Origin of the sequence: Curtobacterium sp. C1, assembly GCF_021049325.1 — a bacterium.
Taxonomy (GTDB): domain Bacteria; phylum Actinomycetota; class Actinomycetes; order Actinomycetales; family Microbacteriaceae; genus Curtobacterium; species Curtobacterium citreum.
In genome coordinates this window covers 2,141,947-2,156,616 of the sequence record NZ_CP088076.1, presented here as the reverse complement: position 1 = coordinate 2,156,616, position 14,670 = coordinate 2,141,947, and the positions used below count along the sequence as shown (strand labels likewise).

General features: G+C 69.2%; 8 protein-coding genes, 1 tRNA gene and 2 rRNA genes. 9 read left to right on the top strand and 2 right to left on the bottom strand.

What is annotated here, in order from left to right; genetic code table 11:
* The first annotated feature begins 316 nt into the window (after positions 1-316).
* The 9 genes from LQK89_RS10340 (at position 317) to LQK89_RS10300 (ending at position 11,826) form a co-directional block, all read left to right on the top strand.
* A 23S ribosomal RNA gene (locus LQK89_RS10340) occupies positions 317-3,445 on the top strand.
* Between the two features lie 135 nt (positions 3,446-3,580).
* Positions 3,581-3,697, top strand: a 5S ribosomal RNA gene (rrf, locus tag LQK89_RS10335).
* A gap of 129 nt (positions 3,698-3,826) precedes the next feature.
* On the top strand, positions 3,827-5,314 hold the full coding sequence (gene gltX, locus LQK89_RS10330) for a glutamate--tRNA ligase (RefSeq protein WP_231049048.1): 1,488 nt from the start codon (positions 3,827-3,829) through the stop codon (positions 5,312-5,314).
* 70 nt (positions 5,315-5,384) lie between these two features.
* Positions 5,385-6,326 (top strand): NAD(P)/FAD-dependent oxidoreductase, encoded by a 942-nt coding sequence (locus LQK89_RS10325; RefSeq protein WP_231049047.1) that lies wholly within the window; start codon positions 5,385-5,387, stop codon positions 6,324-6,326.
* Between the two features lie 45 nt (positions 6,327-6,371).
* Positions 6,372-6,443: transfer RNA gene (locus LQK89_RS10320), tRNA-Gln, on the top strand.
* 440 nt (positions 6,444-6,883) lie between these two features.
* The gene (locus LQK89_RS10315; RefSeq protein WP_231049046.1) at positions 6,884-7,741 is read left to right on the top strand and encodes a glycosyltransferase family 2 protein; all 858 of its coding nucleotides are present in this window, start codon (positions 6,884-6,886) and stop codon (positions 7,739-7,741) included.
* Positions 7,738-8,700 carry a glycosyltransferase family 2 protein gene (locus tag LQK89_RS10310; protein WP_231049045.1) on the top strand — a complete coding sequence of 321 codons (963 nt, stop codon included), beginning with the start codon at positions 7,738-7,740 and terminating at the stop codon, positions 8,698-8,700. The genes LQK89_RS10315 and LQK89_RS10310 overlap by 4 nt, the downstream gene beginning before the upstream one ends.
* Positions 8,701-8,792: 92 nt before the next feature.
* Positions 8,793-10,961 (top strand): hypothetical protein, encoded by a 2,169-nt coding sequence (locus LQK89_RS10305; protein WP_231049044.1) that lies wholly within the window; start codon positions 8,793-8,795, stop codon positions 10,959-10,961.
* Positions 10,962-10,968: 7 nt separating this feature from the next.
* Complete coding sequence (locus tag LQK89_RS10300) at positions 10,969-11,826, top strand: glycoside hydrolase family 16 protein (protein ID WP_231049043.1); 858 nt, start codon at positions 10,969-10,971, stop codon at positions 11,824-11,826.
* Between the two features lie 87 nt (positions 11,827-11,913).
* On the opposite strand, the gene LQK89_RS10295 is transcribed toward LQK89_RS10300, so the two are convergent.
* Entirely contained in the window at positions 11,914-13,419 is a 1,506-nt protein-coding gene (locus LQK89_RS10295) for a lipopolysaccharide biosynthesis protein (protein ID WP_231049042.1), read from the bottom strand.
* Positions 13,416-14,312 carry a beta-1,6-N-acetylglucosaminyltransferase gene (locus tag LQK89_RS10290; RefSeq protein ID WP_231049041.1) on the bottom strand — a complete coding sequence of 299 codons (897 nt, stop codon included), beginning with the start codon at positions 14,310-14,312 and terminating at the stop codon, positions 13,416-13,418. The genes LQK89_RS10295 and LQK89_RS10290 overlap by 4 nt, the downstream gene beginning before the upstream one ends.
* Between the last annotated feature and the right edge of the window lie 358 nt (positions 14,313-14,670).

The following is a 14,670-nucleotide window of genomic DNA, read 5'->3' as shown; positions in this document are numbered from 1 at the left end:
CAGCTTGCTGGTTGGGACGGGTCGGTGGTGAGCGGGTCGGCTGGTGCACGTTGTTGGGTCCTGAGGGACCAGGCTTCCCGGTCGCTGCCCTGTTCCAGGGTGGACGGTTTCCGGGGGTTGAGCCGGCGGAGTGATCCGTCAGGGTTCTTCGGTGGGCCACATGAAGCTGATGCGTTGGTGTCGGTGGGGTGTGGTGCCGATCGTATGTTGAGAACTACACAGTGGACGCGAGCATCTTTGAAATCGCTTGCAATGGTTGGTGGGCCTTCGGGTCTGACCGGCTTGTTGTGAGTGGATTGCAATTTTTAATCTTTGTGGTCAAGTTTCTAAGAGCAAACGGTGGATGCCTTGGCATCTGGAGCCGAAGAAGGACGTAGAAATCTGCGATAAGCCTCGGGGAGCTGATAATCGAGCTGTGAGCCGAGGATTTCCGAATGGGGAAACCCCGCCAGGCGCTTTTGTGACCTGGTGACTCCCGCCTGAATATATAGGGCGGGTAGAGGGAACGTGGGGAAGTGAAACATCTCAGTACCCACAGGAAGAGAAAACAACATGTGATTCCGTGAGTAGTGGCGAGCGAAAGCGGATGAGGCTAAACCGATCATGTGTGATAGCCGGCGGGCGTTGCATGGTCGGGGTTGTGGGACACGTCGCTCAGTTCTGCCGGACTGGGGCGGTTACAGCGCATCATAGTCGAACCGGTTTGAAAGCCGGGCCGTAGTGGGTGCCAGCCCCGTAGACGAAATGGTGTTATGGCCGGATGTGTATCCCAAGTAGCACGGGGCCCGAGAAATCCCGTGTGAATCTGTCAGGACCACCTGATAAGCCTAAATACTCCCAGATGACCGATAGCGGACAAGTACCGTGAGGGAAAGGTGAAAAGTACCCCGGGAGGGGAGTGAAATAGTACCTGAAACCGTTTGCTTACAAACCGTCGGAGCCTCCTTGTAGGGGTGACGGCGTGCCTTTTGAAGAATGAGCCTGCGAGTTAGTGATATGTGGCGAGGTTAACCCGTGTGGGGCAGCCGTAGCGAAAGCGAGTCTGAATAGGGCGATTCAGTCGCATGTCCTAGACCCGAAGCGAAGTGATCTATCCATGGCCAGGTTGAAGCGACGGTAAGACGTCGTGGAGGACCGAACCCACTTCAGTTGAAAATGGAGGGGATGAGCTGTGGATAGGGGTGAAAGGCCAATCAAACTTCGTGATAGCTGGTTCTCTCCGAAATGCATTTAGGTGCAGCGTTGCGTGTTTCTCGCCGGAGGTAGAGCTACTGGATGGCCGATGGGCCTCAACAGGTTACTGACGTCAGCCAAACTCCGAATGCCGGTGAGTGAGAGCGCAGCAGTGAGACGGTGGGGGATAAGCTTCATCGTCGAGAGGGAAACAACCCAGACTACCAACTAAGGCCCCTAAGCGTGTGCTAAGTGGGAAAGGATGTGGAGTTGCACAGACAACCAGGAGGTTGGCTTAGAAGCAGCCACCCTTGAAAGAGTGCGTAATAGCTCACTGGTCAAGTGATTCCGCGCCGACAATGTAACGGGGCTCAAGCACACCGCCGAAGTTGTAGATTTCGCACACCGATTAGCCTTCGTGGTTCAGTCGTGCGGAGTGGTAGGAGAGCGTCGTGTGGCGAGTGAAGCGGCGGAGGAATCCAGCCGTGGACGCCACACGAGTGAGAATGCAGGCATGAGTAGCGAAAGACGGGTGAGAAACCCGTCCTCCGAAAGACCAAGGGTTCCAGGGCCAGGTTAATCCGCCCTGGGTAAGTCGGGACCTAAGGCGAGGCCGACAGGCGTAGTCGATGGACAACGGGTTGATATTCCCGTACCGGCGAACAACCGCCCAAGCTAATCCAGTGGTGCTAAGAGTCCTAACCCGGATTCACCGGATCCCTTCGGGGTGATGGTGTCCGGTCTAACGCTCGACCCCATGCTGGTGCGGCTAGCGTATGAACAGGTGTGACGCAGGAAGGTAGCTGAGCCAGGCGATGGTATCCGTAAGGTGAACCTGGTGTAAGGATGTAGGGCTGACGATAGGCAAATCCGTCGTCTGTGTGCCTGAGATCCGACGCGTACCCGTTTGGGGAAATCAGTGATCCTATGCTGCCGAGAAAAGCATCGACGCGAGGTTGCAGCCGCCCGTACCCGAAACCGACTCAGGTGGTCAGGTAGAGAATACCAAGGAGATCGAGAGAATCGTGGTTAAGGAACTCGGCAAAATGCCCCCGTAACTTCGGGAGAAGGGGGGCCGGACACGTGATACGAACTTGCTTTGTTGAGCGTTGAAGGCCGCAGAGACCAGTGGGAAGCGACTGTTTACTAAAAACACAGGTCCGTGCGAAGTCGCAAGACGATGTATACGGACTGACGCCTGCCCGGTGCTGGAAGGTTAAGAGGAAGGGTTAGCCTCCGGGCGAAGCTCTGAATTTAAGCCCCAGTAAACGGCGGTGGTAACTATAACCATCCTAAGGTAGCGAAATTCCTTGTCGGGTAAGTTCCGACCTGCACGAATGGCGTAACGACTTCCCAGCTGTCTCAACCGCGAACTCGGCGAAATTGCACTACGAGTAAAGATGCTCGTTACGCGCAGCAGGACGGAAAGACCCCGTGACCTTTACTACAGTTTGGTATTGGTGTTCGGAGTGGCTTGTGTAGGATAGGTGGGAGACTGTGAAGCGGGCACGCTAGTGTTCGTGGAGTCATTGTTGAAATACCACTCTGGTCACTTTGGATGTCTAACGTAGGACCCTGATCGGGTTCATGGACAGTGCCTGATGGGTAGTTTAACTGGGGCGGTTGCCTCCCAAAGAGTAACGGAGGCGCCCAAAGGTTCCCTCAACCTGGTTGGCAATCAGGTGGCGAGTGTAAGTGCACAAGGGAGCTTGACTGTGAGACTGACAGGTCGAGCAGGGACGAAAGTCGGGACTAGTGATCCGGCAGTGGCTTGTGGAAGCGCTGTCGCTCAACGGATAAAAGGTACCTCGGGGATAACAGGCTGATCTTGCCCAAGAGTCCATATCGACGGCATGGTTTGGCACCTCGATGTCGGCTCGTCGCATCCTGGGGCTGGAGTAGGTCCCAAGGGTTGGGCTGTTCGCCCATTAAAGCGGTACGCGAGCTGGGTTTAGAACGTCGTGAGACAGTTCGGTCCCTATCCGCTGCGCGCGTTGGAAATTTGAGAAGATCTATCCCTAGTACGAGAGGACCGGGATGGACGAACCTCTGGTGTGTCAGTTGTTCTGCCAAGGGCACCGCTGATTAGCTACGTTCGGACCGGATAACCGCTGAAAGCATCTAAGCGGGAAGCCGTCTTCGAGATGAGATTTCCATGCACCTTGAGTGTGAGAGGCTCCCAGCAGACTACTGGGTTGATAGGCCGGATGTGGAAGCGGGGACTAACGACCCGTGGAGCTGACCGGTACTAATAAGCCGAAGACTTGACAACACACTTTTTACCCACACCGTTGGTGCGGGGCTCGCGTCCACTTTGTGGTTCCCGACAGACGATCGGGAACATGAAACTGAACACCGCGCATGCGCGGGACAGCTTTCTTGATCCGATGGGTCAAGTCGAAGGTGTTCCGGTGGTCATAGCGAGAGGGAAACGCCCGGTCACATTCCGAACCCGGAAGCTAAGCCTCTCAGCGCCGATGGTACTGCAAGGGGGACCTTGTGGGAGAGTAGGACGCCGCCGGACTCAACGTTGGTAACACCAGGGAACCCCTGACCATGACTGGTCAGGGGTTCCCTGCGTTTCCGGGCCCTCTTCCACAGCGTCTCCTGCCGCCTGCTCGGGGCGGTGGGCTGCCGGTAGGATCGACCCGTCATGACTGCACCGTTCACCGCCGCAACCGGCTCCGACATCCGCGTCCGTTTCTGCCCGAGCCCGACGGGGACCCCGCACGTGGGCCTCATCCGGACGGCGCTCTTCAACTGGGCCTACGCCCGCCACAACGGCGGCAAGCTCGTGTTCCGCATCGAGGACACCGACGCCGCCCGGGACAGCGAGGAGTCGTACGAGCAGATCCTCGACGCACTCCGGTGGCTCCGGTTGGACTGGGACGAGGGTGTCGAGGTCGGCGGCCCGCACGGCCCCTACCGGCAGTCGGAGCGTTCGGACCTGTACGACGACGTCATCGCGAAGCTGCGCGCGTCGGGGCACGTCTACGAGTCGTACGTCACCCCGGAGGAGATGGAGGCGCGCAACAAGGCCGCCGGTCGCGACCCGAAGCAGGGCTACGACAACCACGAGCGCGACCTGACCGAGGCGGAGCGTCAGGCCTTCCGTGACGAGGGCCGGCAGCCGGCACTGCGGCTGCGCGTGCCGGACCGTGACCTGAGCTTCGAGGACCTCGTGCGCGGCGAGATCACCTTCAAGCAGGGGACGTTCCCGGACTTCGTCGTGGTGCGTCCGAACGGCAAGCCGCTCTACACGTTCACGAACCCGGTGGACGACGCCCTGATGGGGATCACCCACGTGCTCCGCGGCGAGGACCTGCTGTCGTCGACACCGCGACAGATCGCCCTGTACGAGGCGCTGTACGAGGTGGGGATCACGTCCTTCATCCCGCGCTTCGGGCACATGCCGTACGTGATGGGGGAAGGCAACAAGAAGCTCTCGAAGCGCGACCCCGAGTCGAACCTGTTCCACCACCGTGCCGCGGGCATGGTCCCCGAGGGCCTGCTCAACTACCTCGCGCTGCTCGGCTGGTCGATCGCACCGGACCGGGACGTCTTCACCTCGGACGAGATGGTCGCGGCGTTCGACGTCGTCGACGTGAACCCGAACCCGGCCCGCTTCGACCACAAGAAGGCCGAGGCGATCAACGGCGACCACATCCGACTGCTCGACGCCGACGACTTCCGCGCGCGACTGCTGCCGTACCTTGACGGGATGGTCGCCGACCCGCCCACGCCGGAGGAGGAGCGCGTGCTCACCGCCGCAGCCCCGCTCGTGCAGGAGCGCATGCAGCTGCTCGGCGAGGCGCCGGCACTGCTCGGGTTCCTGTTCACGGCGGACGACGACCTGGTGGTCGAGGACGACGCACTGGCCTCGCTCAAGGGCGACACGGCCGAGGTGCTCCGTGCCGGCACGGCGGCGCTCGAGGGCCTGCAGAACTGGGACACCGCCTCGATCGAGGCTGCGCTCCGCACGGCGCTGATCGACGAGATGGGCCTGAAGCCGCGGGTCGCGTTCGGACCTCTGCGCGTCGCGGTGTCCGGCCGTCGCATCAGCCCGCCGCTGTTCGAGTCGATGGAGATCCTCGGCAAGGAGTCCACCCTGACGCGGCTGCGTCGGCTCGCGGATCGCTGACGACACCGTGGGAGCTGACGACGCGGTGCCGGCTGACGCGGTGCCGGCTGACGCGGTGCCGGCTGACGCGGTGCCGGCTGAGATCGTGCAGGTGGACGTCGCGGTCATCGGGGCGGGACCGGCCGGGCTCAGCGCGGCGCTCAACCTCGTGCGTGCACGGCGGACGGTGCTCCTCGTCGATGCGAACCGCCCGCGGAACGCCGCCACGCTGCGGTCGCACGGGTTCGTGACGCGTGACGGCATCTCGCCGCTCGAACTGCGGCGTCTCGGGCGCGAGGAGGTCGCCGGCTACCCGGAGGCCACGGTCGTGCAGGCCGTCGTCGACCGCGTGGCCCCGGACGGGGACGCGTGGACGGTGCACGGCTCGTGGCGCGGCACCGAGACGTCGGCGCGGGTGCGTGCCGTGGTCGTCGCGACCGGGCTCCGCGAGGAGTTCCCCGCGCTGCCGTCGCTCCGGGCGTTCTACGGCACGTCCGCGCACAGCTGCGTCGAGTGCGACGGGTACGAGCACGCCGGTCAGGCCCTCGGACTGGTCTGCGAGACGCCGGACGTCGTCGACCGGGCGCTGCTGTTGGCGTCCTGGACCGACGACCTCGTCGTGTACACGAACGGGGTCGCGCCGCTCGACCCCGCCGGACGTGCGCGTCTGGCGGCCGCCGGGGTGCGGGTGGACGAGCGTCCGGTGGCGGATCTCGATGGGGACCGGTCGGGCCTCACGGGCGTCCGGCTCGTCGACGGCACCGTGACGCCGCACACGGGGGTCTTCGTGCGCCCGGTGTGGCACGCGGACCTCGACTGGCTCGACGCCCCGGTCGAGCGTGACGGGGAGGGCCTCGTCCGGGTCGACCGGCTCGGGCGGACAGGTGTCGCAGGGCTCTACGCGGTCGGTGACGTGACGCCGCCCGGACCGGAACAGCTCATCGTGGCGGCCGGTCACGGGGCGGCGACGGCGGCTGCCGTGCACCGTGACCTGGTGGGTGGTCTCGAAGACGCTCGGGATGCTGTACAGTAGTTGATCGTGCCCCGGGCAACCGGGAACAGAAGGCCAACGGCCTTTTGGGGTATGGTGTAATTGGCAACACAGCGGTTTCTGGTACCGTCGTTCTTGGTTCGAGTCCAGGTACCCCAGCAACAGGACAAGTGAAAGGCCCCCGGGAATCCCGGGGGCCTTTCGCGTTGTCCGCGGACGGCCTCGGATCCGAGGACACGCCCGGATCGCCCGCGAGGCTCGGATCCGCCCGGGTCGCGCGCAGCAGACTGCTCACGTCGGATGGTCCGCGCTGGACTGGTCGCGCCGGCGGCTCGCACCAGGGTGGGGAGCACCCGGCGGGACGCGCGGGGCGGGCGCGGTGGCGATCCTCCAGGCCGGCGGCGGAGCCGCTTGCGGGTTTCCGTAGCGGTCGCTGGTGAGCCGCAAGGCGGACCCGAGCGCATTGACCCGCCCATGCGCCGCGACGAGGGTTGGAGCACGGACGAGGCGTACCCACTCGTCCAGGACCCCCGGCGTCGTACCCGCGTCCCTGCTGGGAGCCGTCCCCTGCACCCTGAACCCGACAGGAGCACCTCCGCATGTCCGTCAGCCCGGTCCGTCCGGCAGACCCCCGCGTCTCCGTGGTCATCCCGGCGCGCAACGAAGCGCGCAACCTCGAGATCATCCTCCCGAAGCTCCCGCCGGTGCACGAGGTCATCCTCGTGGACGGCAACTCGGTCGACGACACCGTCGCGACCGCCCGCCGGATCATGCCCGGCATCCGTGTCGTGCACCAGACCCGGAAGGGCAAGGGCAACGCCCTCGCATGCGGGTTCGAGGCCGTGACCGGCGACGTCGTCGTGATGTTCGACGCCGACTGCTCGGCGGACCCGGACGAGATCCCGCGCTTCGTCCAGGCGCTCCGCGACGGTGCCGACGTCGCGAAGGGCACCCGGTACGCCCTGGGCGGCGGCAGCGACGACATCACCATCGTCCGGAGCCTCGGCAACCGCGGGCTGAACCTGCTGTGCAACGTCATCCTCGGCACCCGGTACAGCGACCTCTGCTACGGCTACAACGCCTTCTGGGCCGACACGCTGCCGGCGATCGCGCTGCTGTCCTCGACGCTGCCGAAGCCGCTGGACGGCTCGATGCTGTGGGGCGACGGGTTCGAGATCGAGACCGTGCTGACGTGCCGGTGGTCGGCCGCCGGACTGCGCATCGCCGAGGTGCCGAGCCACGAGAAGCTGCGCGTGCACGGGGCGAGCAACCTCAACGCCGTCACGGACGGCATCCGCGTCCTGACGTCGATCGTGCACGAGCGGCGGCGGGCCTCCGGGCGCCGAGCCGTGTCGGCTGCGCCGGTGGTGGTTGCGCCGGTGGTGCTGCCGGCGGCGCACGCGCCGGCGGCGGCGCACGCGTCGCCGGCCGGGGCGCTCGAGGGGGACGCCGCGTGACACGGGTCGCCGTCGTCGTCTGCGCCTACACGCAGCTCCGGTGGGGCGACCTGCAGGACAGCGTCGAGTCGGCGCGTCGGCAGCCGGAGCACCCGGAGGTCGTGCTGGTGATCGACCACGAGCCGGAGCTGCTCGCTCGGGCCCGTGCGCGCTGGCCGGAGCTGCTCGTCCTCGAGAACGCCGAGGACCGCGGCCTGTCCGGCGCCCGCAACACCGGGGTGGCGGCGACGGACGCCGACGTGGTCGCGTTCCTGGACGACGACGCCACCGCCGACCCCGACTGGCTCGGGCACATGCTCGCCGCGCTCGAGGACCCCGCGGTCGTCGGCGTCGGCGGCCGCGCCACGCCGTCCTGGCCCTCGACCACGGGCTCCGGGCCGTACGTCGACGAGCTCCTGTGGATCGTCGGCTGCAGCTACACCGGCCTGCCGGAGACCGCGGGCGACGTCCGCAACGTGATCGGGTCGAGCATGGCGTTCCGTCGCGAATCGATCCTGCGCGCCGGCGGCTTCCGGTCCGGCATCGGCCGCGTCGGGAACCAGCCGCTCGGCTGCGAGGAGACCGAGCTGTGCATCCGCATCGCCGCGGTGCAGCCGGGGGCGCGGATCCGCCACGAGCCGCGGTCGAACGTGTCGCACCGGGTGTCGGCGGACCGCGTCGGCATGCGGTACCTGCTCCGCCGGAGCTACTACGAGGGCATCTCGAAGGCCGTGCTGGCACGTCGCGTCGGCACCGGTGATGCGCTCGCCAGCGAGTCCACCTACCTGACCCGGGTGATCCCGCGGGCGGTGCTCCGCGAGCTCCGTGCCGTCGGTCGCGGCGGGCTCGCTCGCGCTGCCACGGTGGTCGCGTCGGTCGCCACGACCGTCCTGGGCTACGCCGTGGGCCGGCTGCTCGGCGGCGTGGTCGTCGCCGCATCGGCACCGCGTCCCGTCGCCGACCCGGTCGGCACGCGATGAGCCGGGGGACCGCCACGCCCGCGGTCGGTGCCCACGTCGCCACCGGACCCACGTCGGCCCGACGGCGCGATGGTGTGGACGCGGACGACGTCATGGGACCCGGTGCTCGGCTCGCCGCGGCCGGGGTCGTCGTCGTCACGCTCGTCGCCGTGGCCCTCGGCGCCGGGCTGCACCTGCCGGTCCTGCGGGGGAGCGCGGCCGTCGTCTTCCTGTTCGCCCTGCTCGGCGTCACGCCGCTGCTGCTCGTCCGACCGATGCCCCTGGCACGCTTCGCGCTGCTCGCGGTCGCCGGGTCGATCACCGGCACGATCGGGATCGGCTACACGATGGCGACCGTCGGGTGGTGGCACCCGGCGGTGCCCTTCGCCGTCGTGGTCGTCCTGACGTCGGCGGTGCTCGCGTCCACCGTGCTGCGGGACCTCCAACAGCTGCGTCGACGGGAGCGCCGACCGGCCCCGGCACCCCTGACGGAGTCCGTTCGGACCGGGTCCGGGCGGATCGTGATCGGGTGGATCGTGATCGGGGGGACCGTGCTCGGTCTCGCGACGGTGGTGGTCGCCGCGGTGACCCACGTCGGCGACCCGATGCCCGCCGGACTGTTCGGCCGGCTCGGGATCGGGCTGCCGGTCGGACTCGCCGTGCTCGTCGCGGCGGCGGTCGTCGCGTTCGTCCGGGGTCGAGCCGTCGCCGTGCCCGTCGTGGCGCTCGGCCTGGCCGTGCAGCTCGCGCAGGCGATCACCTACGGGATGCCGACCGTGACCGCTGCCGCGCGGCACGTCGGGGTCCTGGAGTACATCCGGCAGTTCGGCCGCACCGATCCGGCCTCGGACATCTTCCAGACCTGGTCGGGGCTGTTCGCCGGGGGTGCGTGGGCCGCTGACGTCGGCGGCATCGTGAACGCGATGACGATCGCAGCGTGGGTGCCCGTGCTGCTCGCGGGCGTCACGACGCTCGGCGTCGGGGTGCTCGCCGCGCACTGGCTGCCCGGTCGACGCCGGCCGTGGATCGCGGCGTTCCTCACCGCGATGACCGGTTCGCTCAACACGACGTACTTCTCGCCGCAGTCGACCGGCGTCCTGCTCGTCGTGGCGATGCTCGTGCTCGCCACCGCTCCGCTCCTGGAGACCACAGTGCCCGCCGACGACGGATCCGTGCAGCGGGTCCTCCGGCCGCGCACCGTGCGGCTGCCGCAGGTGCTCGCGATCGCCGTGATCGGCGTCGTCCTCGTCGTCACGCACCAGATCTCGCCGTACCTCGCGGTCGCGGCGCTCGGCGTGCTCGTGGTCTTCCGGCTCCTGCGTCCGTGGTGGCTGCCGGTCGTCGTGCTCGTGCCGGCGGTGGTCTTCGCCGCGCTGAACGGCGACGTGCTCGGCCGGTTCCTGTCGCTCTCGGCGATCGGGAAGGTGTTCGACAACGTGCAGCCGCCCGAGCACGACATGACCGTGCTCCCGAAGCCGCTCGTCACCGGGCTGGCCTTCGACGTGCCGGCGGCGACGCTCGTGCTCGTCGGCCTCGTCGCGGTCGTCACCGTGCTGGCCCGGCGCGACCGACTGCACTGGGGGCTCCTCGCCGCGGCCGCGAGTCCGATCTCGCTGCTCGTCGCGACGAACTACGGGCAGGAGGGCATCTTCCGCGTGGTCCTGTTCGCGACCCCGTGGCTGGCGGTCCTCGCCGCCGGGCTCCCGCTCCCCGCCGGTCGGTGGGCACGCGTCGGGACGGCCGTCCGGGCAGCGCTCCGGCCGGCAGCCGCCCGGTACGTCCTCGCTGCGGCGGGCGTCACGGCCCTCGTGGCGGTCGGTGCCTTCGGACAGACCGCCCTGGACTGGAACCGCGTGACGACCCGGAGCGAGTCGGCGGCGACGCAGTGGTACGACCGGACCGCGCCGAAGGGCTCGGTCATGCTCCTCACCGGTTCGGGGAACGCGGTGCCGGGGAACACCGGCGCCCGGTACTTCGACGTCGACTACGTGTCGCGTGAGGCGCTCGGCCCGTACCCGTCCGGTACCGGCTACGACCCCGACGCCGACGTCTCGACCCTGACGCGGCAGTTCGTCGCCCGGACCACCGCGACGAAGTACTACGCCCTCGTGGCCGCGCCGATGGGTGCGTACGACGAGCGCTACGGCTACCAGCGGTACCCCGACTACGAGCGGCTCGCGGACGCGATGGCCTCGTCGCCGTACTGGCACCGGGTCTGGTCGTCCGGCACCACCGCCGTGTACGAGCTGACCACGGCCGGGATGCGGCATGCCGCGAGCTGATCCACCGATGACGACGACGGCCGCGCGGGCCACCACGGACCGTGGCGGCCCGCCCGGCCGCGGCCGTCACCGTGCGACGGCGCTCGGTGTCGGCGCGGTCGTCGGCGCGCTCGCCGTCGGCGCCGCGGTGCTCACGGTGACCGGCGGCTCGAGCGCGCACGACCCGAGCGGCGAGACGATGCCGACCTCGGACGGCGGTGCGTGGCATCGCGTGTACTCCGAGGACTTCGCGGACGACGCGCCGACCGGGACGTTCGCGTCCCGGTACGCCGACCGGTTCACCACCTACGACGGGTTCGCGGACACCGCCGGGACCGGACGGTACAGCGCGTCCGCGGTCACTGCGCACGACGGGCTGCTCGACGTCGGGCTGCGGACGACCGACGGCGGCACCCCGCTGGCCGGTGGCGTCGTGCCGCTCGTCGACGGGCGCTGGGGCGGGCAGACCTCGGGACGGTACAGCATCCGGATGAAGAGCGACCGGGTCGACGGCTACGGCGTGGCCGTCCTGCTGTGGAGCGACGCGAACCGGTGGTCGGACGGCGAGGTCGACTTCCCCGAGGGTGGCCTGGGGCAGCGTGCGTGGCTCAACGTGCACTGCCTGGACGACCCTGCGCGGCAGTGCGTGCACCACGAGACGGACGCCCGGCTCAGCGACTGGCACACCTACACGATCGAGTGGACGCCCGAGCGGATGACCTTCCTGGTGGACGGACGCGCGGTCGGCACGACCACCGAGGACGTCCCGACGGCGCGCATGCACCTCGTGCTGCAGGCGGGTTCCACCGGTGGCACGCCGCCGCGGGCCGCACGGGGCTCGGTGCTCGTGGACTGGGTCACGATCGACGTCCCCGCGGCGGGCTGAGACCGTCGGCCCCGACGCACGGACGGCATCGCGCCCGCCGCTTGCGCCGGACCGGGCGCACGAGCACGCGTCCGCGCGGCTCCGTCGTCAGGCCGCGGTGGCTCCGCCGCGCGCCGCCCCGAGCCGTCGCAGGAACCACGGCACGCACGCCGCGACGCCGACGACCCGCACGACGTCCCACGGGGTGTCCTGGGGCAGCAGCAGGGACACCCCGGCCACCACGAGGGCTGCCACGAGGGGCAGGGTCACCCGGGCTCCCGGTCCCCGCCACGCCCGACGGTCGGGCAGCGCGAGCAGCTGGGCCGCCGCGAGGAGCGTGTACGCGAGCACGGTCGCGACGCCCGCGCCGAGGATGCCGAGCCACGGGACGAGGACCAGGTTCGCCGCGATGTTCACGGCCCCGGCGCCGGCCGCGATGACGCCGACGGCGACTCCGCGGCGCTCGACCACGAGCAGCCGCCCGGTCGCGCCGCTCGCCACGACGGGCACGGCCGTGACGGCCACGACGAAGACGACGACGCCGAGCTCGTCGACGCGGTACGACGCGGGCGCGAGGAACGGCAGCGCGACGGGTGCCGCGAGCGTCACGGCGAGGACGACGGGCGCCACGAGCCGGTAGAGCTCGTCCCGCGCGTGCAGGGCCAACCGGAGTCGGGCGCCGGCGTCCCGGAGCGCGGCGAAGTGCGGTGCCCACGCCGAGTTCGTGAACGTGAGGAGGAGGACCACGGCCGACCCGACGACGTAGGCGATCTGGTAGCGGGCGACCTCCGCCGGGCCGAGCAGGCTCTGCACGACGACACGGTCGCCGGCGTTGAGCACGAAGTACGACAGGTTGCCGAGGGCGACCGGGACCCCGAGTCGGAACGCCCGGGCCGTGGTCCGCCGGTCGAACAGGCCCTGGAGGCGGGGCCGCGTCGCCGCGATCCCGATCACCATCGCGACGCCCTGGGCGACGACACCGCCCCATGCGTACGTGGTGGCGTCGGCGTGCACCCACAGGAGCAGCCCGAGACCGATGACGGAGCCGCCGACCGACGACAGCAGGCTCGTGACCGCGAAGACCCGGATGCGGTCCTGCGCGACGAGGAGCGCCAGCGCCACCTGGACGACCGCGGCCGGCGCGGTCCAGAGCACGGCGACGAGGAGCAGCGGGTGCGCCCCGACGAAGCCCGCGGCGTCCGCCCAGACCGGGATCGTGGCGAGCGCCGTCCCGGTGACGACCGCGGCGGTCAGCGCGCCGACGGCGAGCAGCCCGCGGGCGCGACGGTCCGAGCCGTCCTCGGCGCGCTGCAGGACCGTCGCCTGGTCGAGCCCGGCGACCGCGAGCACGGAGAGCGCCTGGAACAGGGCGATCGAGGACGCGAGGACGCCGAACTCCGACGCGGGCAGCAGGTGCGCGAGGACGGGGGAGATCAGCGACGAGACGACGAGCTGCATCGACCAGACGACGACGTACAGCAGACCGCGGCCGAACAGTCGGGACGACCCCTCGGCGACGTCGTCGACTGCCGCGTCCGATGCGTCCGACATCCGGTCGGACGCGGCCCGTCGTGCCCGACCGAGCGCCTCGCGCCGGGTGAGGGGCTGGGTCACGACCGGACCACGTCCTGCCGCAGGGCGAACGCCCCGTCGATGAGGTCGAGCAGCTCCGTGCTCCGCTCGGTCGAGAACTTCCGCGCGAACAGGTGCGGCAGGCCGCCGTCCGGGACGGTCCGGCGCTCGAGCACCCGTCCGGCGTCGGCGGTCCCGAGCCACGGCGGGCTCTTCCGCCGCGAGTCGTCCCAGCCGATCCACCACAGCGAGTGCTGCACGTGCTCGTCCGCGAACCCGGGGGTGAGCGCCGGGGTCGCCAGCACCGTCGGGACGAAGGTCTCGTCGGCCACCCAGCTGCGCCGCCAGGTCCGGACGAGCTCGGGGCGGCCGTCGAACGCGTCCACGACCGCGGTGGCGTGCCGGCGGGCGAGGACCTTGAGCTGCGACCCGCCGGTCAGGACGACGCCCGAGGGCAGCCGCCGGGGGATCGGCAGCCGCAGCATGTGCTTGCGCCAGGCCCAGTGCCGGTAGCGGAGCCGGGCGAGCCCGCCGTCACGGCCCCAGAGCGGGTCGGGCAGCGGGAACGTCGCGACGAAGGAGTCCTCGCGGTGCGCCTCGAGGGTCGCGCGGATCTCGGCGGCGTCCGCCAGCGGGTAGTCGCTCCCGGTGAGGACGGCGACGTGGGTCGCGTCCGTGCCGTCGAGCGCGGCCCGGTAGCCGGCGACCTCGGCGACGACGTTCTCCCACCGGGCCCACCCGGTGCGGATGCGCGGCAGGAGTCGGACCCGGTCGGGCAGTCCGTCGACCATCGCGCGGTACACGGACTCCGGGGTGCTCACGTCGCAGTGCAGGAACACGTCGAACGGGTCGAGTGCCTCGACGAGCCGGCGCACGTGCGCAGGGTCCTGGTGCGCGAGCACGACGCACGCCGGGACCGCGGGGGAGATGGCCATGCCGGGACGCTAACCCGGGTGCAGCGCGGCGGGCAGCCGGTCCCGGGCCCCCTGCGGGGAAGCGGCGGTTTCCCGCAGACGACGACACAGGCGCACGGCGCACGACACAGGCGCACGGCGCACGACGCAGGCGCCGGCCACGGCGCCAGCGCAGCCGCAGTCGCCGGTCAGCGCCGCAGGCGGAACCTCGGACAGTCGCAGAGCGCGCAGTCCGTGCCCGAGCGGTAGTGCTCGTGCGCGGCACGCGGGTGCCCGCAGACGCAGGGGTCCGTGTCGGATCCGGCCGGCATGGGTCCTCCTCGTGCCCGGCTCGGGTCGGCCGGTGCGTCACCCGCGATCCTACGGGGCGCGAGCGGTC